This window comes from Rhodoplanes sp. P11, assembly GCF_964266735.1.
Taxonomy (GTDB): domain Bacteria; phylum Pseudomonadota; class Alphaproteobacteria; order Rhizobiales; family Xanthobacteraceae; genus Rhodoplanes; species Rhodoplanes serenus.
The window spans coordinates 432,644-453,757 of record NZ_CAXWGY010000017.1; the positions used below are offsets into that span (position 1 = coordinate 432,644).

18 protein-coding genes are annotated in these 21,114 nt (G+C 69.5%); 15 read left to right on the forward strand and 3 right to left on the reverse strand.

The window, feature by feature from the left end; all coding sequences use genetic code 11:
• The 10 genes from ACFQUV_RS16480 (at nt 1) to ACFQUV_RS16525 (ending at nt 14,410) form a co-directional block, all read left to right on the forward strand.
• On the forward strand, nt 1–2,457 hold the full coding sequence (locus tag ACFQUV_RS16480; protein ID WP_129610292.1) for an alpha-amylase family glycosyl hydrolase: 2,457 nt from the start codon (nt 1–3) through the stop codon (nt 2,455–2,457).
• A gap of 286 nt (nt 2,458–2,743) precedes the next feature.
• A complete protein-coding gene (locus tag ACFQUV_RS16485; RefSeq protein ID WP_129610294.1) occupies nt 2,744–3,157 on the forward strand; it encodes a chaperone NapD in 414 nt (137 codons plus the stop codon).
• The gene (locus ACFQUV_RS16490; RefSeq protein ID WP_111383410.1) at nt 3,154–3,420 is read left to right on the forward strand and encodes a chaperone NapD; all 267 of its coding nucleotides are present in this window, start codon (nt 3,154–3,156) and stop codon (nt 3,418–3,420) included. The genes ACFQUV_RS16485 and ACFQUV_RS16490 overlap by 4 nt, the downstream gene beginning before the upstream one ends.
• Nucleotides 3,421–3,424: 4 nt before the next feature.
• The gene (gene napA, locus ACFQUV_RS16495; protein ID WP_129610296.1) at nt 3,425–5,947 is read left to right on the forward strand and encodes a nitrate reductase catalytic subunit NapA; all 2,523 of its coding nucleotides are present in this window, start codon (nt 3,425–3,427) and stop codon (nt 5,945–5,947) included.
• Nucleotides 5,948–6,100: 153 nt separating this feature from the next.
• Entirely contained in the window at nt 6,101–6,853 is a 753-nt protein-coding gene (gene napG, locus ACFQUV_RS16500) for a ferredoxin-type protein NapG (protein ID WP_129610298.1), read from the forward strand.
• The gene (gene napH, locus ACFQUV_RS16505) at nt 6,850–7,773 is read left to right on the forward strand and encodes a quinol dehydrogenase ferredoxin subunit NapH (RefSeq protein WP_111383407.1); all 924 of its coding nucleotides are present in this window, start codon (nt 6,850–6,852) and stop codon (nt 7,771–7,773) included. The genes napG and napH overlap by 4 nt, the downstream gene beginning before the upstream one ends.
• 34 nt (nt 7,774–7,807) lie before the next feature.
• Nucleotides 7,808–8,338 carry a nitrate reductase cytochrome c-type subunit gene (locus ACFQUV_RS16510; RefSeq protein ID WP_129610299.1) on the forward strand — a complete coding sequence of 177 codons (531 nt, stop codon included), beginning with the start codon at nt 7,808–7,810 and terminating at the stop codon, nt 8,336–8,338.
• Between the two features lie 61 nt (nt 8,339–8,399).
• Entirely contained in the window at nt 8,400–9,137 is a 738-nt protein-coding gene (locus tag ACFQUV_RS16515) for a NapC/NirT family cytochrome c (protein ID WP_111383405.1), read from the forward strand.
• A gap of 851 nt (nt 9,138–9,988) precedes the next feature.
• Nucleotides 9,989–11,203: an efflux RND transporter periplasmic adaptor subunit gene (locus tag ACFQUV_RS16520; protein ID WP_129610302.1), complete on the forward strand. Its 1,215-nt coding sequence runs from the start codon at nt 9,989–9,991 to the stop codon at nt 11,201–11,203.
• A 15-nt stretch (nt 11,204–11,218) separates the two neighbouring features.
• Nucleotides 11,219–14,410, forward strand: coding sequence for a multidrug efflux RND transporter permease subunit (locus tag ACFQUV_RS16525; protein ID WP_129610304.1), 3,192 nt, complete (start codon nt 11,219–11,221; stop codon nt 14,408–14,410).
• Between the two features lie 9 nt (nt 14,411–14,419).
• Here the strand turns inward: ACFQUV_RS16525 and ACFQUV_RS16530 are convergent, their stop codons facing one another.
• A complete protein-coding gene (locus ACFQUV_RS16530) occupies nt 14,420–14,788 on the reverse strand; it encodes a hypothetical protein (protein ID WP_129610306.1) in 369 nt (122 codons plus the stop codon).
• 189 nt (nt 14,789–14,977) lie between these two features.
• Here ACFQUV_RS16530 and ACFQUV_RS16535 point away from each other — a divergent pair, with 189 nt between their 5' ends.
• From ACFQUV_RS16535 to ACFQUV_RS16555, 5 genes are all read left to right on the forward strand, one after another.
• Nucleotides 14,978–15,874: a LysR family transcriptional regulator gene (locus ACFQUV_RS16535; protein WP_155481554.1), complete on the forward strand. Its 897-nt coding sequence runs from the start codon at nt 14,978–14,980 to the stop codon at nt 15,872–15,874.
• A gap of 274 nt (nt 15,875–16,148) precedes the next feature.
• Nucleotides 16,149–17,027 carry an amidohydrolase gene (locus tag ACFQUV_RS16540; protein WP_129610310.1) on the forward strand — a complete coding sequence of 293 codons (879 nt, stop codon included), beginning with the start codon at nt 16,149–16,151 and terminating at the stop codon, nt 17,025–17,027.
• Nucleotides 17,028–17,055: 28 nt separating this feature from the next.
• The gene (locus ACFQUV_RS16545; protein ID WP_129610312.1) at nt 17,056–18,069 is read left to right on the forward strand and encodes a tripartite tricarboxylate transporter substrate binding protein; all 1,014 of its coding nucleotides are present in this window, start codon (nt 17,056–17,058) and stop codon (nt 18,067–18,069) included.
• A 108-nt stretch (nt 18,070–18,177) separates the two neighbouring features.
• Complete coding sequence (locus ACFQUV_RS16550; protein WP_129610313.1) at nt 18,178–18,894, forward strand: PIG-L deacetylase family protein; 717 nt, start codon at nt 18,178–18,180, stop codon at nt 18,892–18,894.
• Nucleotides 18,891–19,583 (forward strand): 4-carboxy-4-hydroxy-2-oxoadipate aldolase/oxaloacetate decarboxylase, encoded by a 693-nt coding sequence (locus ACFQUV_RS16555; RefSeq protein ID WP_129610315.1) that lies wholly within the window; start codon nt 18,891–18,893, stop codon nt 19,581–19,583. Before ACFQUV_RS16550 ends, ACFQUV_RS16555 begins: the two co-directional genes overlap by 4 nt.
• Nucleotides 19,584–19,716: 133 nt before the next feature.
• On the opposite strand, the gene dapA is transcribed toward ACFQUV_RS16555, so the two are convergent.
• Together dapA and ACFQUV_RS16565 are read right to left on the reverse strand one after the other, a co-directional pair.
• Complete coding sequence (dapA, locus tag ACFQUV_RS16560) at nt 19,717–20,685, reverse strand: 4-hydroxy-tetrahydrodipicolinate synthase (protein WP_129610317.1); 969 nt, start codon at nt 20,683–20,685, stop codon at nt 19,717–19,719.
• Nucleotides 20,686–20,720: 35 nt separating this feature from the next.
• On the reverse strand, nt 20,721–21,011 hold the full coding sequence (locus ACFQUV_RS16565) for a hypothetical protein (RefSeq protein WP_129610319.1): 291 nt from the start codon (nt 21,009–21,011) through the stop codon (nt 20,721–20,723).
• Nucleotides 21,012–21,114: the final 103 nt, after the last annotated feature.

Genomic DNA, 21,114 nt, shown 5'->3' on the forward strand with positions numbered 1-21,114 from the left:
ATGCCGCAGATTCCCGTCCATTTCGAGTATCGCACCGGCCTGCGCCATATCGTGCTTCGCAACATGCGCCTGACCGGGAGCTGGGACGCAGCCGGCCGCCCCTCGGCGCAGTGGTCGACGGTGCCGATGGAGTCCTTCACGGCCGACGACGGCTGCCCGGCGTTTCGCGCCACCATCGGCCTCGCCGCCGACGCCGTCGGGAACACGTTCCACTGGAGCGTCCTCGCCGAGACGGCGGCGGGCGAGAGCATCTCGGCCATTCCGACCGAGCCGTGCCAGGCGGATGCGACCGATCCGGTGCGCGCCTTCGTGCTCGCCGGCGCCGATCAGATCGAGCGATACCATCTCACCCATTGCCGGCGCCTCGGCGCCAACCGGCTGGAGCGGCCAGGCGCGCCGCCGGCAGTGCGTTTTGCGGTGTGGGCGCCCTATGCCCAGAAGGTGGAGCTGGTGCGCGGCCAGCTCTCGGGCGCCGAGAACGACAAGGGCGGCTACATCTTCGACGACGGCCGCGGCATCGCCGACACGGCGCCGATGCATCGCGAGCCCGACGGCGTGTGGAGCACGCGGCCCGAGGATCTGCCCGAAGGCGGGTTGCTGACGGCCTACGATCACACCCTCTACATGTTCCGCATCACCCGCGACGACGGCAGCATCGTCTACCGAACCGATCTCTACTCGCGCTGCCAGATCGGCAGCGGCAATGTCGACCCGGCTCGCGATCCGTCGTGGTGCGGCTGCCGCCGCAGCCTCGACGGCACCAAGAGCTGCTCCGTGATGGTCGATCCGGCGCGCGGCGTGACGACCAACTTCGAATCGACGGTGTTTCCGGAGACCGAGTGGACCGCCGAGGAGGAGTTCTGGCGCGACGAGTTCGATCCGGCGCGGCCGGTGCCGCGGCGGCTGGAGGATCTCGTCATCTACGAGCTGCATGTCGACGGGCTGGCGGCCGGCCAGGCAGCGCGCGGTCGGCTGAAGGACGCCATGGCGCTGCTGCCCTATCTGCGCGACCTCGGCGTCAACGCGATCGAGCTGATGCCGCTGTCCGAATACGAGGGCTGGGCGAGCTGGGGCTATGGCTCGTCGCACTACCTCGCCATCGAGTATGCGGGCGGTGGCCGCGACCAGTTCAAGCATTTCGTTCGCGAATGCCATCGCCATGGCATGGCGGTGATCATGGACGTGGTCTACAACCACTACATCAAGGATGCCGAGCGGGCCGAATGGGCCTACGATTCGACCGCGCCCGAGCGCAACATCTACTACTGGTACGAGGGCAAGCCCGGCGACTATCGGTTTCCGGAGGGCGGCTATATCGACAACCAGTCGACCGGCTGGGCACCGCGCTTCTTCGAGGAGAATGTCCGCAAGCTGTTCTGCTCCAGTGCCGCCATGCTGGTCGACGAGTTCCATGTCGACGGCTTCCGCGTCGACCAGACGACATCGCTGCATTCCTATGCGGTTCTGCATGCCGACGGGCGCGCCGCGAACACCGCCCGGATCTTCGGCCAGAAGTTCCTGCGCGAATGGACCCGCACGGTGCGGCTGGTGCGGCCCGACGTGATCCTGATCGCCGAGGATCATTCGGGCTGGCCGGCGGTGACGCAGCCGACCGCGGCGGGCGGGCTCGGCTTCGATGCCGCCTGGTATGCCGAGCACTACCATCAGCTCATCGGCGACGCGACCAACGACAGCCAGCGCGCCCGGCTTCTCAAGTTCTCCGGCTACGGCGACGACCGGCCGCTCGCCATGAGCTGGTTCGCCGGCACGCTGGCGGCGAGCACGCAGGGGCGGGTCGTCTATCACGAGTCCCACGACGAGGCGGGTAATTCGAGCTACGAGGAGAACGGCCGCAAGGTCTACTCGGCCCGCACCATCGTGACGGCGGTGAACGGGGCGCCGCTCGTCGGCGCGACCCGCGACGTCGCCGAGGCGCGGGTGCGGGTCGTCGCCGCGCTCTCGCTGCTCGGCCCCGCGACCCCGATGTTCTTCATGGGCGAGGAGGTCGGTGCGTCGCAGCCCTACCGCTATGACGACTTCATCGATCACCGGGAGAACTTCCCGGCGCTGCGGGAGTCCTGGGGGGCGCGGCTGTTCGGCTTCTATCGCGACGTGATCGCGCTGCGGCGGGAGAGCCCGGCGCTGCGCTCGCATGCGATCGATATCCTCCACGTCCATGACGCCAACCGGGTGCTGGCGTTCCGCCGCGCCGCCGACGGCGACGCGCCGGGGGGCGAACTCCTGGTGATCGCCAGCCTCGCCAATCACGCCTACGCGGCAGGCTACCGCATCGCCCATCCGGCGCTCGCGGACGGGACATGGCGCGAGGTGCTGAACAGCGACGCCCGAATGTATGGTGGCAGCGGCCTCGTCAATCCGGCGCTTGTCTCGTCGCAGCACGGCGCCGTCACGGTGCTGCTGCCGGCGAATGCGGTGGTGGTGCTGCAACGATCCTGAGTCCGTAGGAATACCGAGTGCGGCTTCCGGCTCATGATGGAGGTTTCAAGGTAGCGCAAACGTTGAGGCCGCGGCCCTCGAATGCAGCGGATACCGCCGCTCATCCATTTGGATAATCTGACAAGATATGGGTGACGGGAGATTCCCCCGTCATCGGCGGTATCTTCCTATTGACTGATCCGGATCAACGATCCCGCCGATTTGCTCGGCTATCTGTCGGCTCGATGTCCCGCCGTGTTGCATCCCTTCGTCGAACCGCAGCTCTCGTCCGACCTGAAGCGATCCCGTGTTCCGCAAGTCATTACCGTCAGCCGGCCACCGGGTGGCCGCCGTCGATCGTCGCCGCTTCCTCGGGGGCGCGTGGAGTCGCGACCCGAGCGGAGCAGCCGGAGCGCGGTCGAGCGCGGCCGAACCCAGCAGGGCGGTGGCGAGCGCGGCGGCCGAGGACGACAGCCCGGCGGCTGCCTGCCTGCTGGTTCGTGCGCACCCGGCTCGAATCGATGCCGTCGCTGCGGCCATTCCCGGCATCGATGGAGTCGATCGTGTCACCGCCGCGCCAGGCGGGCGCCTGGTCGCCGCCGTGCGGTGCGATCACGTCGCCGCGGCGCTCGGCGCCATCACGGCGCTCCCCGGCGTCCTCGCTGTCTCGATCCGCGATACCTCGCTCGACACCCAGACCGACCCGGAGAACCGCGCATGAATGTCTGCGGCGTCCTCGTCCACACCGTTCCGGACCGCGCCGACGAGGTGGCGCGCGCGCTCGGTGAGATTCCCGGCAGCGAGCTGCACGGCGCCGCCGATGGCGGTCGGCTGATCGTGACGCTGGAAGACACCCCGCAGGCGACCGCGCTCGACGGTCTCGCGGCCATTCACCGGCTCCCCGGCGTCGTCGCCGCGGCGCTCGTCTATCACGGATTCGACCAGGACCGCGGCTCCGCCGCCCCGCACGTCATGGAGGCTTGAAGCAATGTCCGAGCAGACGCGACGCGACACCATGAAGCTGGCCGCCGTGGCGGCCACCGCGGCGGCCGCCGGCGTGGCGCTTCCCGACACCGAGGCTGCGGCGCAGGTGACGCGGCCGGACGGCATCCGCTGGGACAAGGGCGTATGCCGCTTCTGCGGCACCGGCTGCGGCGTCTTGGTCGGCGTCAAGGCCGGCCGCATCGTGGCCACCCAGGGCGATCCCGATGCGCCGGTCAACCGCGGCCTCAACTGCATCAAGGGCTACTTCCTCTCCAAGATCATGTATGGCGAGGACCGCCTGACGCGGCCGCTGCTGCGCATGCGCAACGGCAAGTTCGACAAGACCGGCGACTTCGCCCCGATCACCTGGGCGCAGGCGTTCGAGATCATGGCCGAGAAGTGGAAGGCGGCGCTCAAGAAGGGCGGCCCCTCGGCGGTCGGCATGTTCGGCTCCGGCCAGTGGACCGTGTGGGAAGGCTACGCCGCCGCCAAGCTCTACAAGGCCGGCTTCCGCTCCAACAATCTCGATCCCAATGCGCGCCACTGCATGGCGTCGGCGGTCGCCGGCTTCATGCGCACCTTCGGCATCGACGAGCCGATGGGCTGCTACGACGACCTCGAGCACGCCGACGGCTTCGTGCTGTGGGGCGCCAACATGGCCGAGATGCACCCGATCCTGTGGTCGCGCCTCACCGACCGGCGGCTGACCCACGACGGCTGCGAGGTGCATGTGCTCTCCACCTACGAGCACCGCAGCTTCGAGCTGGCCGACAACGGCATGATCTTCGTGCCGCAGTCCGACCTGGCGATCCTCAACTTCATCGCCAACTGGATCATCCAGAACGGCGCCGTGAATCAGGACTTCGTCGGCAAGCACGTCGCCTTCGCCCACACGGTCGAGGACATCGGCTACGGCCTGCGGCCCAGCCATCCGCTGGAGGAGAAGGCGAAGAACGCCTCTCACAAGGCCGGCAAGGACGGCGCGCTCGATCCCGCCGGCATGCGCGACATCACCTTCGAGCAATACAAGGAGGCGGTGTCCAAGTACACGCTCGAGTACACGGCCAAGCTCTCCGGCGTCGAGCCCGAGAAGCTGGTGCGGCTGGCCAAGCTCTATGCCGACCCGAAGAAGAAGGTGGTGTCGTACTGGACCATGGGCTTCAACCAGCATGCCCGCGGCACCTGGGTGAACAATCTCGTCTACAACATCCATCTGCTGACCGGAAAAATCTCCGAGCCGGGCAACGGCCCGTTCTCGCTCACCGGCCAGCCGTCGGCCTGTGGCACCGCCCGCGAGGTCGGCACTTTCGCGCACCGGCTGCCCGCCGACATGGTGGTGACCAGCCCGCAGCACCGGGCGATCAGCGAGAAGATCTGGCAGCTTCCCGAAGGCACCATCCCGGGCAACATCGGCTACCACGCCGTGGTGCAGCACCGGATGCTCAAGGACGGCAAGCTCAACGCCTACTGGGTCCAGTGCACCAACAACATGCAGACCGCCCCCAACATGAATCAGGAGGGGCTGCCGGGCTACCGAAACCCCGATGCGTTCGTGGTGGTCTCCGATCCGTATCCGACCGTGACGGCGCTCGCCGCCGACCTGATCCTGCCGACCGCCATGTGGATGGAGAAGGAGGGCGCGTACGGCAATGCCGAGCGGCGCGGCCAGTTCTGGCGCCAGCAGGTCAAGGCGCCGGGCGAGGCGCGCTCCGATCTCTGGCAGACCATCGAGTTCTCGAAATACTTCAAGGTCGAGGAGGTGTGGCCCGAGGAGCTGATCGCCAAGAAGCCGGAGTATCGCGGCAAGACGCTCTACGACGTGCTGTATGCCAACGGCGTCGTGAACAAGTTCCCGCTGTCGGAGCTTCAGCAGGGCTTCGACAACGACGAGTCCACCGCGTTCGGCTTCTATGTCCAGAAGGGGCTGTTCGAAGAGTACGCGGTGTTCGGTCGTGGCAAGGCACACGATCTCGCGCCGTTCGAGACCTACCACAAGGCGCGTGGCCTGCGCTGGCCGGTGGTCGACGGCAAGGAGACGCTGTGGCGCTTCCGCGAGGGCTACGACCCCTACGTCAAGGCGGGCGAGGGGGTGAAGTTCTACGGCAAGCCGGATGGCCGCGCGCGCATCATCTTCTGCCCGTACGAGCCGGCGGCCGAGAGCCCCGACAAGGACTTCGATCTGTGGCTGTGCACCGGCCGCGTGCTGGAGCACTGGCATTCCGGCTCGATGACGCGCCGGGTGCCGGAGCTGCATCGCTCCTACCCGACCGCGCAGCTGTTCATGCATCCGGACGACGCCATGAGCCGCGGGCTGCGGCGCGGCCAGCTCGTCAAGGTGGCGACCCGCCGCGGCGAGGTGGTGACCCGGGTGGAGACGCGCGGCCGCAACAAGGTGCCGCCGGGCCTCGTCTTCATCCCGTTCTTCGACGAGGCGCAGCTGGTGAACAAGCTGACGCTGGATGCCACCTGTCCGATCTCCAAGGAGACCGACTTCAAGAAGGCGGCCTGCAAGGTGGTGCCGGTCTGAGCCGACGGCGGTGCGTCGCGAGCAGATGAGGCCGTCATGGCCGGGCCTGACCCGGCCATCCATCGAACGACGACGGCGAGCGTCGTCTTCACAGGATGGATGCGCGGGTCGAGCCCGCGCATGACGGGTGACGGAAGGCGAATGTGAGTCGAGATGGCGTCAGAGCCCCACCATAGCGTCAACCGCCGCCGCTTCGTGCAGGGCACCCTGCGCACGGCGATGGGCGCGGGCGTCGGCGGTCTCGCGCTCGCGCTGCTCGCCCGCCAGTCACGATCGCTGCCGGCCGATGCGCTGCGTCCGCCCGGCGCGCTGCCGGAGCCGAACTTCCTGGCGGCCTGCGTGCGCTGCGGCCTGTGCGTGCGGGCCTGCCCCTACGACACGCTCAAGCTCGCCGATCTCGCGGCCGGCCCCGCCGGCGGCACCCCGTACTTCCGGGCGCGAAACATCCCGTGCGAGATGTGCGAGGACATCCCGTGCGTGAAGGCGTGCCCGACCGGCGCGCTCGACAAGTCCCTGGTCGACATCACGGCGGCCCGCATGGGCGTCGCCGTCATCGTGTCGCGCGACACCTGCCTCAATCTCCAAGGCCTGCGCTGCGACGTCTGCTATCGCGTCTGCCCGGTGATCGACAAGGCGATCACCCTGGAGCAGTCCCACAATCGCCGCACCGGCAAGCACGCGGTGTTCGAGCCGGTCGTTCATCCGGACGCCTGCACCGGCTGCGGCAAGTGCGAGAAGTCCTGCGTGCTCACCGAGGCCGCCATCAAGGTGCTGCCGATCGGGCTCGCGGCCGGCCGCCAGGATGCGCACTACCGGCGCGGCTGGGAGGAGAAGCGCAAGGCCGGCGAGGAGCTGGTGCCCGGGCTGATCGATCTGCCCGATCGGCTGCCGGAGGTGAAGCCATGACGGCCCGCCGCATTCCCGGCCGCGCCGCCTGGGCGCAGCACGGCTTCTGGCGGGCGCACCGCCTGCTGGTGCTGCGCCGCCTCACTCAGCTCGGCGTGCTGGCGCTGTTCCTCAGCGGGCCACTCGCCGGCGTGTGGATCGCCAAGGGCACGCTGTCGGCGAGCCTCACCCTCGATGTGATGCCGCTCACCGATCCGTTCGTGGTGCTGCAATCGCTCGCCGCGCGCCACTGGCCGGAGGCGACGGCCCTCACCGGCCTCGGCATCGTGGTGGCGTTCTATCTGGTGTTCGGCGGCCGCACGTTCTGTGCCTGGGCTTGCCCGATCAATCCGGTCACCGATCTGGCCGCCTGGCTGCGGCGTCGGCTCGGCATCGAGAAGGGCTGGGTGATGCGCCGCGAGACGCGGTGGCTCGCCGCCTTCGCCATCCTGGCGGCGTCGGCCGCTACCGGCACCATCGCGTTCGAGCTGATCAACCCGGTGACACTCGTCTACCGGGCGGCATTGTTCGGCGGGCTCGCCGGGCTCGTGGTGGTGGCTGCGGTGTTCGCCTTCGATCTCGTCGTCGCCCGCGACGGCTGGTGCGGCCATCTCTGCCCGGTCGGCGCCACCTACGGGCTGATCGGCAAGGCGACGCTGCTGCGCGTCGCGGCGCGCGGCCGGGCCCGCTGCGACGACTGCCTGGACTGCTTCGCCGTGTGCCCGGAGCCGCACGTCATCGCGCCGGCGCTGCGCGGCCGCGAGGGCGCCGGCCCGGTGATCGTCTCGGGCGACTGCACGGTGTGCGGGCGCTGCGTCGATGTCTGCCCCGAGCGGGTGTTCTCGCTCACCCACCGTTTCGACACGCGCGTGGACGCGCCGCCGGCGTCTGCCCCGCGCCCCGCCGGACGGCCGGCGCCGGCCGCACTGGAAAGGGCCTGAACCGATGACCCCGTTTCGCCGATGGAGGACGATCATGATCGACGACACGACAGCCCGTCGCGGCGAAGAGATCGCCGGCTCGCGGCGGCGTCGACAGGCCGGAGTGGGTGGCTTCGTCGCCGTCCTGGTCGCCGGGTTCGCGGTGATCGCGCTCACGCTCGCCGGGCCGGGCGTCGCGCAGGACCGTTCGCAGACCGTCAAGACGCTGCGCGGCGACATCGGGCTGGAGGAGCCGGCGCCGCCCCCCGCGGTGGTCAAGCAGGACACGCCGGCCGACGGCATGTTCGGGCGCGCCTATCGGCAGCAGCCGCCGCTGATCCCGCACCGGATCGAGACCTATCAGGTCACCAAGGACTTCAACCAGTGCATGACGTGTCACGACTGGCCCGCCAACATCAAGGCCGGCGCGCCGAAAGTGTCGGAGACGCACTACAACGACCGCGAGGGCAACCGGCTCGACAAGGTGTCCGGCACCCGGTTCTTCTGCACCCAGTGCCACGTCCCGCAGCTCGACGCCAAGCCGCTCGTGCAGAGCACGTTCCAGAACGCCACCGAAGTGAAGTGATGACGGTGCGGCGCCGGGGTGCGGACCCGTGTCCGGCCGGCGCAGGAAGAGGATCGGACCGATGAACGACCAGTCCCCGAACCCGGGTCCGGCCGCGACGGGGCCGGTGCCCGCGGCCGAGGCGGCCGCGCCGCCTGCCTCCCGGCCCGGTGCCCTGCGCCGCCTGTGGCGATGGTTCTGGACGCCGTCCGGAACGCTGTCGCTCGGCGCGCTGCTGATTGTCGGCTTCTTCGCCGGCATCGCCTTCTGGGGTGGCTTCCACACCGTGGTGGAGGCGACCAACAGCGAGGCGTTCTGCATCTCGTGCCACGAGATGGAGGCGAACGTCTTCCGCGAGTATCGCCAGACCGTGCACTACACCAACCGCACCGGCGTGCGGGCGGTGTGCACTGACTGCCATGTCCCCAAGGACTGGCGTCACAAGATGGTGCGTAAGGTGCAGGCGTCCAACGAGCTGCTGCACCATTTCCTCGGCAGCGTGAATACGCCCGAGAAGTTCAACGCCAAGCGGCTTCAGCTCGCCACCAATGTGTGGCGCACGATGAAGACCACCGACAGCCGCGAGTGCCGCAACTGCCACGACTTCATTCACATGGACTGGTCGGTGCAGGAGAAGCGCTCGGCCGAGAAGCACCAGGAGGCGGTGCGGAACGCCGGCACCTGCATCGATTGCCACCGCGGCATCGCCCATCGGCTGCCGCCGGGTGCCCAGGAGGCCGCCGACAAGCTGTGGCGCGAATTGTCGCACGGCCAGGCGCCGGCGGTGCCGGCCGCGGGGGGCTTCGCGGCGGCGCGCTAGAGCATTGTCCGGCGAAGCGGACTCCGGTTCGCCGTCGACAATGCGATCACGCAAGGACTTCTAGAGCGGGTCCGATCCAGTTGGATCGGATTCCGCTCTGACGGCCGCGGCTGCGCGCCGGTGCCGGGCCGGCGTCGCTCCGAACTCACATCCACGGCATTGCGGAAAGCGGCGGCGGTCCAGGAGGATCGCCGCCGCTGGCGTCCTCGGGCGCCGATTTTCGCGACCCCGCGCCGCACCATCTGCGTGTGCGACGACGTGACCAATTGTCGGGTCACACTTCTTTCAATACCAACATTCTGTTATGGGACCACTGCAAGTCGAATGTGATTCGCGGCCTGAAGAGCCCAAGTACAATTTCGATTTTCTTCGAGTTGTTCCTCATCCTTTACTGTAGGTATCGGCTTGTTGCACGGAGCGTCTCTCCCCTCGCCATGAGACGTGCAGCAAATTTCTGCCGTATTCGTGCTCTGAATAGGAAACTGAACGGCTGTTAATAATGCCGTAACGCCGTGGGCGGGACACTCCACTGGAGGGGCCGCCGCGGTCAGGGGGAGCCCGAGGGTGACGACCGGCTCGGTCGGAGGCCCGGAGTAAAGAGATCGATGTTCGTGGGATGACGACGAGGCGGCGGCGTGCCGCCCGGTTCGCCCGACCCTCTCGGTCGCCATTCGAGGGGCATGGCGAACAATCCCGTCATCCCATGGGTTCGATCTCGGCGAGGTCCTCACGAGAATGACGCGACCCCGGCGGATGCGAATCAGCCGGGCACAACGAGCGGCCGTGATGCCGCACACGGCGTGGGCTCCCCGGCTCGCGTCCAACTGTTTTTGTGACTGGAGATGACGACGATGACCTTGCCCACTGTTCGGGCCTTCGCGAACTGGCGCTCCGTGGTGCTTCTCGGGGTGCTCGGCCTCGCCGCCTGCACCGAGGCGCAGACATCGCCGCCGACCGCCCAGTCCGGCCCGCCGCAAGTCTCCGTCGTCACCCTGCATCCGGCGCCGCGCCCCTATGTGCGCGAGCTGCCCGGCCGCATCGCGCCGATCCGCATCGCCGAGGTGCGCGCTCGTGTGGCCGGCATCGTGGTCGAGCGGCCGTTCCTCCAGGGTGCCGACGTGCAGGCCGGCGACGTGCTCTATCGCATCGATCCGCGCCCCTACGAGGTCGAGCTCGACGCCGCCAAGGCGGCGCTCGCCAAGGCCGAGGCGGTGCTCGAGCAATCCGAGAAGCAGGCCAAGCGCATGGACGAGTTGGCCAGCAGCCGCGCCGCCTCGCAGGTCCAGCACGAGACCGCGATCGCCACCTGGCGCCAGGCGCAGGCCGATGTCGCCGCCCGCAAGGCCGATGTCGCCCGCGCCGAGCTCAACCTCGGCTACACCAATGTACGCTCCTCGATCCCCGGCCGCGTCGGCCGTGCCCTCGTCACCGAGGGCGCGCTGGTCGGGCAGGGCGAAGCGACCCATCTCACCACGGTGCAGCAGCTCGATCGCGTCTATGCCGACTTCACCCAGTCGGTGGAGGAGCTCCAGCAGCTTCGCCGCGACTTCGAGACCGGGGCGCTCGAGCAGGTGGCGCCCGACGCCGCCAAGGTGCGCCTGGTGCTCGGCGACGGCACCCTCTATCCGCATCCCGGCCGGCTGCTGTTCTCCGACGCCAGCGTCGATCCCTCGACCGGCCAGGTGACGCTGCGCGGCGAGTTCCCCAACCCCAAGGGCGAGCTCCTGCCCGGCATGTATGTCCGCGTGCAGATCGAGCAGGGCATCGACGGTGATTCGCTCGCGGTGCCGCTCCAGGCGGTGCAGCGCGGCGACGACGGCGACAGCCGCCTGTTCCTGGTCCGCGACGACAACCGCGCGCATCCGAAGCCCGTGCGGCTCGGCCGCGTCGTCGACGACCAGTGGCTGCTGCTGGACGGCGCCAAGCCCGGCGACCGGGTGGTCGTGGAGGGTTTCCAGAAGTTCGTGCCCGGCGATCTCGTCGATCCGGTGCCATGGCAGCGCCGCCCGACCCGCGCGGCGGCCGTCGATCAGGCCGGTGACGCCACCGCCTCGATCACGCGCTGACGGCGGCTCTGCACGATGCCGGCCTTCTTCATCGACCGCCCCATCTTCGCGGTGGTGGTGGCGCTGTTCATCTGCCTGTTCGGGGCGCTGGCGATCCCGTTTCTGCCGGTGGCGCAGTATCCGATCATTGCGCCCCCGTCGATCTCGGTGTCGACCAGCTATCCGGGCGCCTCGCCCGAGAACCTGTACAACAGCGTCACCCGGCTGATCGAGGAGGAGTTGAACGGCGCCAGCGGCATCCTCAACTTCGAGTCGACCTCCGACTCGCTCGGACAGGTCGAGATCCTCGCCAACTTCGTCCCCGGCACCGATCCGAGCCTCGCCTCCGTCGAGGTGCAGAACCGCATCAAGCGGGTGGAGGCGCGCCTGCCGCGCGCCGTGATCCAGCAGGGCATCCTGATCGAGGAGGCGTCGAGCGCCGTCCTCCAGATCATCACGCTATCCTCGACCGACGGCAGCCTCGACGAGATCGGCCTCGGCGACTTCATGATCCGCAACGTGCTGGGCGAGATCCGGCGCATCCCGGGCGTCGGCCGTGCCACCCTCTACTCGACCGAGCGCGCATTGCGCGTGTGGCTCGATCCGGCCCGGCTCGTCGGCTACAACCTCACGGCCGACGACGTCACCAAGGCGATCGAGGCACAGAACGCCCAGGTCGCATCCGGCAGCATCGGAGCCGAGCCGAGCCGCACCGGCCAGCCGGTTTCCTCCATGGTGCTGGTCAAGGGTCAGCTCGCCTCGCCGAACGAGTTCGGCAGTATCGTGCTGCGCGCCAACGCCGACGGCTCGACCGTGCGGCTGCGTGATGTGGCGCGCATCGAGGTCGGCGGCCTCAACTACCAGTTCACCACGCGCCTGAACGGCCAGCCCACCGCCGGCCTCTCGGTGCTCTTGTCGCCGACCGGCAACGCGCTGGCCACCGCCCGCGCCGTGCAGGCCAAGATGGAGGAGCTGTCGAAGTTCTTCCCGCAGAACATCAAGTACCAGATCCCCTACGACATCACCCCGGTGGTGCAGGCGTCGATCAAGAAGGTGCTGATGACGCTGGCCGAGGCCGTGGTGCTGGTGTTCATCGTGATGTTCCTGTTCCTCCAGAACATCCGCTACACCATCATTCCCACCGTCGTGGTGCCGGTGGCGCTGCTCGGCACCTGCGCGGTGCTGTTGATCGGCGGCTTCTCCATCAACATGCTGACGCTGTTCGCCATGGTGCTGGCGATCGGCATCCTGGTCGACGACGCCATCGTGGTGGTCGAGAACGTCGAGCGCATCATGGTGGAGGAGCGCTTGCCGCCGCGCGAGGCCACCCGCAAGGCGATGCGGCAGATCTCCGGCGCCATCGTCGGCATCACGCTGGTGCTGATGGCGGTGTTCGTGCCGATGGCGTTCTTCCCCGGCTCGGTCGGCATCGTCTACCGCCAGTTCTCCATCACCATGGTGGCGGCGATCGGCTTCTCGGCCCTGATGGCGCTATCGCTGACGCCCGCCCTGTGCGCCACGCTGCTCAAGCCGGTGACTCACCACGGCGAGAAGCGCGGCGTGTTCGGCATCTTCAACCGCGGCCTCGACCGTACGCGCGACGGTTACGGCCGCTTCGTCGGCTGGTCGCTGGCGCGCTCGGGGCGGATGCTGGTGGCCTTCCTGGCCATCGTGGTGGCGATGAGCTGGATGTTCGCGCGGCTGCCCGCCGGCTTCCTGCCGGTGGACGACCAGGGCTTCATCACCACCGACGTGCAGACGCCGCCCGACGCCTCGTTCAACCGCACGCTCGACGTGGTGCAGCGGGTCGAGCAGTTCCTGATGAACCGCGACGGCGTCGACAACATCACCTTCATCACCGGGTTCAGCTTCCTCGGCCAGGGCGCCAACACGGCGCAGGCGTTCGTCACCCTGGACGACTGGTCGAAGCGCGGCCCGAACGACTCGGCCGCCGCCATCGTGGCCGACGTCAACCGCAGCCTCGCCGGCATCAAGGACGCCGACATCTCGGCGCTCCAGCCGCCGCCGATCGACAACCTCGGCAACTCGTCCGGCTTCAGCTTCCGTCTCCAGGATCGCGGCCAGAAGGGCTATGCCGAGCTGATGCGGGCCCGTGACATGCTGCTCGACGCGGCCCGCAAGAGCCCGATCCTCCAGGACGTCTATGTCGAGGGCCTGCCGCCGGCGCCGCAGATCGAGCTGATGATCGACCGCGAGAAGGCCGCCGCCCTCGGGGTCGCCTTCCAGGAGATCAACTCCACCATCTCGACCAATCTCGGCTCGTCCTACATCAACGACTTCCCCAATCGCGGCCGCATGCAGCGCGTCATCGTGCAGGCCGACAACGGCGCCCGGATGAAGGCCGAGGACATCCTCGGCTTCAATGTCCGCAACGACAAGGGCACGCTGGTGCCGTTCTCGTCCTTCGCCACCGTCAAGTGGTCGGTCGGGCCGAGCCAGGTGGTCGGCTTCAACTACTACCCGTCGGTGCGCGTCAGCGGCTCCGCCAAGCCGGGCTTCACCTCGGGCGACGCCATCGCCGAGATGGAACGGATCGCCGGCACGCTGCCGCGCGGCTTCGGCTTCGAGTGGACCGGCCAGTCGCTCCAGGAGAAGGCGGCGGGCTCGCAGGCGCCGTTCCTGCTGGCGCTGTCGGCCCTGGTGGTGTTCCTGGTGCTGGCCGCCTTCTACGAGAGCTGGACGATCCCGATCGCGGTGCTGCTGGTGGTGCCGCTCGGCATGCTCGGCGCCGTGCTGGCGGTGACGGCGCGGGCGATGCCCAACGACGTCTACTTCACCATCGGCCTGATCACCATCATCGGGCTCGCCGCCAAGGACGCCATCCTGATCGTCGGCTTCGCCCGCGACCTCAATCTCGCCGGCATGCCGCTCGCCCAGGCCACCGTCGAGGCGGCGCGGCTGCGCTTCCGCCCGATCCTGATGACCGGCTTCGCCTTCGTGTCGGGTGTCGCCCCCATGGTGATCGCCTCCGGAGCCAGCGCCAAGAGCCAGCAGGCGCTCGGCACCGGCGTCGCCGGCGGCATGATCGCCGTGGTGGTGCTGGCGCTCCTGATGGTGCCGATGCTGTTCGTCGGCGTGCAGCGGCTGATTGGCGGCGAGCGCGGCGGCAAGGGCTGGCTGCGCCTCCAGGCGCGGCGGCGGGTGCTGCGGCGCTATCGCCGGCAGCGCCGGCTGGCGGCCGCCGAGGCCGCCGCTGCGGAGAGCTGACGCCGAAACTCATCCGGCCGCGGCGACGCGGCCGGTCGTCTCTCCGCCGTCGGCACGGCGACGCCAGCGGCGGGCGGCGCTCCGTCGTCGCCCGCAGATGTGCGCGACGCGGCGGGTCAGCAGCGAGAGCCGGGCGGTGGCGAGGTCGACCCGCACCGCCTCCAGCCGAAAGCGACCGCCGATCCGGTCCAGCACCGCGTCGGGCGCGAGCGGCCAGTCGTCGGCGGCGATCTCGCAGCGGCCGAGCAGGGCGCCGGTCTCGGTGTCCCAGGCGGTGACCCGCCAGGTCGGCATTTCAGGCGGCGGCGCCGCGCCACGTTCCACGGTCAAGGCGATGCCGTCGCCATGCCAGGCCCGCCGGTCCGCCGAGTATCCCACGACACGCCTCCCCGGAGTTCGACAACACCGTTAGCGTGTCGCCGGCTCCCTCTCCGGTGCGATAAGGCGAGCCGTGCCGGGCCGCGAATTTGCAGGCCGCGGTGAGCGGGCCGTGAGGGAAACTCCTAAAATCGTCGCGGTCGGGCGTGCTGGGCTACAGTGGCGCCGATCCCGTGCGAAGGAGCCGCCGTGCGCATCGACTTCCTCGGCCTGGAAGCGTTTCTCAGCATCGCCGAGCGCGGCAGCTTCCACCGCGCCGCGGCGCATCTCAACCTGTCGCAGACGGCGCTCAGCCACCGCATGCGCAAGCTGGAGGATGCGCTGGGCGTCAAGCTGCTGGCCCGCACCACCCGCCGGGTGGCGCTCACCCCGGCGGGGCTCGAGCTGCTGCCGCGGGCGCGACGGATCGTCGAGGAGGCCAGCCAGTCGTTCGAGGATCTCCGGCGACAGGGGCGGGCCCGGCAGGCGCGGCTCGCCATCGGCTGCCTGCCGACCGTCTCGATCCGCTACATCCCGCGGGTGCTGGCCGAGTTTACCCGGCTCTATCCGGGCCTCGAGGTGCAGGTGTTCGACAATTCGGCGAGCGAGATCGCCGATCATGTGCAGGCCGGCCGCGCCGCGTTCGGCATCACCATCGTGTCGGCCAACCGCTGGGACCTGGAGATCACCGAGCTTCTGAAGGAGCCGTTCGTCCTGGTCTGCCCGGCCGAGCACGAGTTCGCGGCGCGCAAGAGCATCACCTGGGCGGATCTAGAGGGCCAGCCGCTGGTGCGGGTGAGCCCGCAGACCGGCAACCGCATCCTGATCGACGACGCGCTCGGAGCGCGGCGCGACGCGCTGGCGTGGCGCTACGAGGTGCAGCACCTCTCCACCGCGGTCAGTCTCGTCAGCGCCGGCGTCGGCCTCGCGGTGGTGCCGCGCCTCGCCGTCGAGGCGAGCGGCCGCACCGGCATCGCCACGGTGGCGCTGCGTCAGCCGGCGGTGTCGCGCTCGCTCGGCGTCGTGGTGAAGCGCGGCCTGCCGCTGTCGCCGGCCGCCGAGGATCTGTTGCGCATCATCCGCCGCACCCTGCGCAGCCGTCCCTGAGAGCTGCGGCGGGGGCGTGACCCCGTGGCGCGACCCGTGCACCGCGTGCAGCGCATGGGTTCCCAGATTGGTGAGCCGATCTCACCAATAGGCCCAATAATGTCATTTGTTCAGGGAGCGGCCCGGCGCCATGCTCCCGGTCGCGACGCGGCGATCGGCCGTGCCGGCCTCCGGTTTTCATCCCGCCCCGGATCGGCACGCCGATCGCCCGGCGCCGCGCCGGACTATCCGCGGGGCGGTTGCCCGTCCGTGCGGACCGCCAGGAAAGATCCCGATGAGTCCGATCCCGACCATCCCGCCGCCGCATCCCGATCCGCGGACGCCCCGCCTCGCCTTGCCGCCGCTCGCCTGCGATACCCACTGCCATGTGTTCGGGCCGGACGCGAAATACCCCTACGTGGCCGATCGTCCCTACACGCCGCCCGATGCGCCGCTCGCCAAGCTGCAATGGATGCAGGCGCGCATGGGCATCGCGCGCGCCGTGCTGGTCAACGCGACCCCGCACGGCTGCGACAACCTGGTGGTGACCGACGCGATCGCGGCGAGCGGCGGCCGCTACAAGGGCATCGCCAATGTCGACGCGAGCTTCTCGGAGGCCGAGATCGGCCGCCTCGCCGCCGCCGGCATCGTCGGCTGCCGCTTCACCTTCCTGGCCCGCCTCGGCGGCCGGCCCGACATGTCGCGCTTCGACACGGTGGTCCGCCGCATCGCGCCGCACGGCTGGCATGTCGACCTCTACCTTCCGGCCAAGGATCTCGACGGCTTCGCGCCGGTGCTCGACCGCCTACCCATCCCGTATGTGATCGACCACATCGGCGTCGTCGAGGCCCGCCTCGGCGTCGACCAGCCGGCGTTCCGGGCGCTGTGCGAGCGCTACGCCGGCGATCCGAAGTGCTGGATCAAGCTCACCGGCGCCGAGCGCGTGTCGTCGGCGGGCGCGCCTTATCACGACGTCGTGCCCTTCGCGCAGCGGCTCGTCGAGATCGATCCCGACCGCTTGCTGTGGGGCACCGACTGGCCACACCCCAACGTGCCGGCGATGCCCGACGACGGCGACCTCGTCGACCTCGTCGCCCTCTATGCCCCTGACGCCACCGTTCGGCAGAAGCTCCTGGTCGACAATCCGGCCCGTCTGTTCGGCTTCTCCGCGTGACCGGCGGCTTCACCACGAGGATTGAATCATGACCCGAGACACCGCCCCCTTCCTGAGCCGCCGCACCCTGCTGTGCGGCCTCGCGGGCGCCGCTGCCGGCGGCCTCGCGGCCCCGAGCGTCCTGTCCGGCCCGGCCTTCGCGCAGGCGAAGTATCCGGTGCGACCCATCAAGGTGGTGGTGCCGTTCGGCCCCGGCGGCGTCGCCGACATCACGGTGCGCATCGTCACCGAGCGGCTCGGCGACAAGCTCGGCCAGCGCTTCGTCATCGAGAACGCGCCCGGTGCCGGCGGCTCGCTCGCCGCCAGCCGGGTCGCCTCGGCGGCGCCGGACGGCTACACGCTGGCGCTGTTCTCCAACGGCACGGCGGTCAGCGTCGGCCTGTTCAAGCAGCTTCCGTTCGACCCGATCAACGAGTTCGTGCCGATCTCGACCCTCGGCCTGTTCGACTTCATCCTGGCGACCAACAAGCAGACCGGCTACACCAAGCTCGCCGACCTGCTCGCCGATGCCAAGGCGCGCCCCGGCGCCCTCAACATCGCCACCATCACGGCCGGCTCGACCCAGCATCTCAGCGCCGTGCTGTTCAAGGCCGAATCCGGCATCGACGCACAGATCGTCACCTACCGCACGACGCCGGACGCCATGGTGTCGATGCTGCGCAACGACGCCCAGCTCATCGTCGATTCCTACGCCTCGCTGAAGGGCTCGGTCGAGGACAAGAGCCTGGTGGCGCTCGCCACCTCGGGCGCCAAGCAGTCGGTGGTGCTGCCCGACGTGCCGCCGGCGGCGAGCACCGTGCCGGGCTTCGACGCCACCTCGTGGAACGCGCTGTTCGCCAGGAAGGGCACACCCGAGGAGGCGTTGCGCGCCCTCAACGCCGGTCTCCAGGAGGTGCTGGTCGAGCCCGAGGTGAAGGCGAAGCTGCTGGAGCTCGGCATCGTGGCGACGCCGAGCACGCCGGCCGATCTCGGCGAACGCCTGGCGGTCGATATCCGCCGCTGGTCTGCCGTCATCGACAAGGCCGGCATTCCGAAGCAGTAGCCGCTCTCTGTAGCCTCTGCTCGCGGCGTCATGGCCGGGACAAGCCCGGCCGTGACGAACTCTGTGATCCGGACCAGAGCCGTCATGTCAGGCAAGAACGAGGCTCCCATGAGCAAGACAGCACTCGTCGTCAGCGCCCATCCGGGCGATTTCGTCTGGCGTGCCGGCGGCGCCATCGCGCTGCACGCCAAGAAGGGCTACCGCGTCAAGATCGTCTGCCTCGCCTACGGCGAGCGCGGCGAGAGCCAGTTCGCCTGGAAGCAGCCGGGCATGACGCTCGACCAGGTGAAGGCCGGCCGCAAGGACGAGGCCGAGCGCGCCGCCGCGATGCTCGGCGCCGAGATCGAGTTCTTCGATGCCGGGGACTATCCGCTGCGCCTCGGCGCGCAGCATCTCGACCGGCTGATCGACATCTACCGCGAGCTCAATCCGAGCTTCGTGCTCACCCACGCGCTGGACGATCCCTACAATGTCGATCATCCGGAGGCGTCGCGCTTCGCCCAGGAGGCCCGCATCCTCGCCCAGGCGATGGGCCACAAGCCGCAGGCGAGCTACAGCTATGCGGCGCCGCCGGTGTTCCTGTTCGAGCCGCACCAGCCGGAGATGTGCAACTTCAAGCCCCAGGTGATCCTCAACATCGACGAGGTGTGGGAGATCAAGCGCAAGACCTTCGAGATCCTGGCGGCCCAGAAGCATCTGTGGGCCTATTACGAGCGCGTCGCGCTCCAGCGCGGCGTCCAGGGCGGCCGTAACACCGGCAAGCCGATGACCTATGGCGAAGCCTATCAGCGGCTGTTCCCGATGGCCCTGGAGGAGCTGGCATGAAGCCGGTCGTCGTTCGCAACATCTCGCGCGCGGAGCCGTCCATCGTCGCGGCGCTCGCCGATCTCGGCGTCGCCACCGTGCACGAGGCGATGGGCCGCGTCGGTCTGATGAAGCCCTACATGCGGCCGATCTATGCGGGAGCCGGCATCGCCGGCTCGGCCGTCACGGTGCTGGCGCAGCCGGGCGACAACTGGATGATCCATGTCGCCATCGAGCAGTGCCGGCCCGGCGACGTGATGGTGGTGGGCGTCACCGCCGACAACACCGACGGCATGTTCGGCGATCTGCTCGCCACCTCGCTGAAGGCGCGCGGCGGCGTCGCGCTGGTCATCGATGCCGGCGTGCGCGACGTCAAGACCATCACCGAGATGGGCTTTCCGATCTGGTCGCGGGCGATCTCGGCCAAGGGCACCGTCAAGGCGACGCTCGGCTCGGTCAACATCCCGGTCGTCTGCGCCGGTGCGCTGGTGAACCCGGGCGACGTGATCGTCGCCGACGACGACGGCGTCGTGGTGGTGCCGCGGGCCGACGCTGCCGCGGTCGCGAAGGCCGGCGAGGCGCGGGTCGCCGCCGAGGAGGAGAAGCGCCGCCGGCTCGCCTCCGGCGAGCTCGGCCTCGACATGTACAAGATGCGCGAGCCGCTGGCGAAGGCCGGATTGCGCTGGGTCGATTCGCCGGACGAGATCTGACACCGGCGGCGGTGCTCTCGGACTGCATCCTCCGTCATGGCCGGGCTTGTCCCGGCCATCCACGTTTTTGCTGCCGCTCGGCTCGAAGTCGTGGAGGCTCGGCACGACGAGTCTCGTCCGCCCGCCGTGCCGATCAGCCTCCGGCGGCGGCGCGCGCCGGCTCCGGCGGCTGTCGCGATGCACCGATCAGGTGCTGCGGATAGCGATTGCACAGCGTCGTCACCAGGGTGGCGAGCTCGGTGCGCAGCGGATCGCTCGGGCCGACCAGCGGCAGCCGCACCGTCGGGGTCATCAGCCCGAGCAGGCCGAGCGCGTATTTGAGCGGCGACGGGCTGGTCTCCTGGAACAGCGCGGCGGCGATGCGGGCGACGACGATCTCGTGGCGCTGCGCCCGCGCCATCTGGCCGAGCCGCAAGGCCGGGATCATCTCGCCGTAGAGCCCGGGCGCCAGGTTGGCGACCACCGAGATGCAGCCGTCGCCGCCGCGCAGCAGGAAGCTGAACACCGTCGCGTCGTCGCCGGAGAGCAGGCGGAAGTCGCGGCCGACCCGCGGCCGCAACCGCGCTGGACGGGCGATGTCGCCGGTGGCGTCCTTGAGCCCGATCACGGTGGGGCGCTCGGCGAGCCGCACCACGGTGTCGTCGGCGAGGCTGCATGCGGTGCGCGACGGCACGTCGTAGAGGATCACCGGCAGCGCCGTGGCGTCGGCGATCGCGCCGAAATGCGCCATGAGCCCGCCCTGCGTCGGCTTGTTGTAGTAGGGCACGACCGACAGGATGGCGTCGGCGTCGAGATCCTCGGCGGCGCGGGCCATCTCGATCGCCCGGGCGGTGGCGTTGGAGCCGGCGCCGGCGACCACCGGCACGCGGCCGGCCGCGACGTCGACGGCGCGTCTGATCAGCTCGCGGTGCTCGGCCGCCGACAGCGTCGCCGACTCGCCGGTGGTGCCGCAGACGACGAGCGTCGCCGCACCGGCCTCGATCTGGAGATCGCAGAAGCGCTCGAAGGCGGCGTAGTCGACCGCGCCGTCCTGGTCGAACGGGGTCGGCAGCGCCGGCGAGGCGCCGGCGAGCTGGGCGCGAAGGTCGCCGAAGCTGGTCATCGGTGCGGCTCCGTGTCGGTGGCGGGCGGTGTGGCTCAAGCGACGCGACGGCTGGCGAGCCGCGGGGTGACGGGCGAGACCGCGCAGGGCAGCGGCGCGGCGGCGCGGCCGCTGAGGTCGAGCTCCAGAACGCCCGGCACCATCATCACGGCTTGCGGACGGCGGCCGTTCTCGAACAGCGCGTAGCGCAGCGCCTCGGCGCGATCGACGAAGAAGCCGCCGCGGCGGCCGCTGTGGTCGCGCACCACCCAGCGGTTCCGGCTGTCGCGGCCGATGAAGTATTGGGGAGGCTCCGTGGTGCGCTCGCTGGCGGTCTGCGGGTTCATGGTGAACATCCTTTCGGGTCGAGGTTTGCCGGGTTCGAATGAGCGAGGGGCCGTGCCTTGCGGCGGGGCCGTCGCGGCGGCCGCTCGCACGGGCCGCCGATCA

Coding starts and splice junctions, on each gene's coding strand:
- ACFQUV_RS16480 (WP_129610292.1), top strand. CDS start 1: ATGCCGCAGATTCCCGTCCATTTCGAGTATCGCACCGGCCTGCGCCAT.
- ACFQUV_RS16490 (WP_111383410.1), top strand. CDS start 3,154: ATGAATGTCTGCGGCGTCCTCGTCCACACCGTTCCGGACCGCGCCGAC.
- napA (WP_129610296.1), top strand. CDS start 3,425: ATGTCCGAGCAGACGCGACGCGACACCATGAAGCTGGCCGCCGTGGCG.
- napG (WP_129610298.1), top strand. CDS start 6,101: ATGGCGTCAGAGCCCCACCATAGCGTCAACCGCCGCCGCTTCGTGCAG.
- napH (WP_111383407.1), top strand. CDS start 6,850: ATGACGGCCCGCCGCATTCCCGGCCGCGCCGCCTGGGCGCAGCACGGC.
- ACFQUV_RS16510 (WP_129610299.1), top strand. CDS start 7,808: ATGATCGACGACACGACAGCCCGTCGCGGCGAAGAGATCGCCGGCTCG.
- ACFQUV_RS16515 (WP_111383405.1), top strand. CDS start 8,400: ATGAACGACCAGTCCCCGAACCCGGGTCCGGCCGCGACGGGGCCGGTG.
- ACFQUV_RS16520 (WP_129610302.1), top strand. CDS start 9,989: ATGACCTTGCCCACTGTTCGGGCCTTCGCGAACTGGCGCTCCGTGGTG.
- ACFQUV_RS16525 (WP_129610304.1), top strand. CDS start 11,219: ATGCCGGCCTTCTTCATCGACCGCCCCATCTTCGCGGTGGTGGTGGCG.
- ACFQUV_RS16540 (WP_129610310.1), top strand. CDS start 16,149: ATGAGTCCGATCCCGACCATCCCGCCGCCGCATCCCGATCCGCGGACG.
- ACFQUV_RS16545 (WP_129610312.1), top strand. CDS start 17,056: ATGACCCGAGACACCGCCCCCTTCCTGAGCCGCCGCACCCTGCTGTGC.
- ACFQUV_RS16550 (WP_129610313.1), top strand. CDS start 18,178: ATGAGCAAGACAGCACTCGTCGTCAGCGCCCATCCGGGCGATTTCGTC.
- ACFQUV_RS16555 (WP_129610315.1), top strand. CDS start 18,891: ATGAAGCCGGTCGTCGTTCGCAACATCTCGCGCGCGGAGCCGTCCATC.
- dapA (WP_129610317.1), bottom strand. CDS start 20,685: ATGACCAGCTTCGGCGACCTTCGCGCCCAGCTCGCCGGCGCCTCGCCG.
- ACFQUV_RS16565 (WP_129610319.1), bottom strand. CDS start 21,011: ATGAACCCGCAGACCGCCAGCGAGCGCACCACGGAGCCTCCCCAATAC.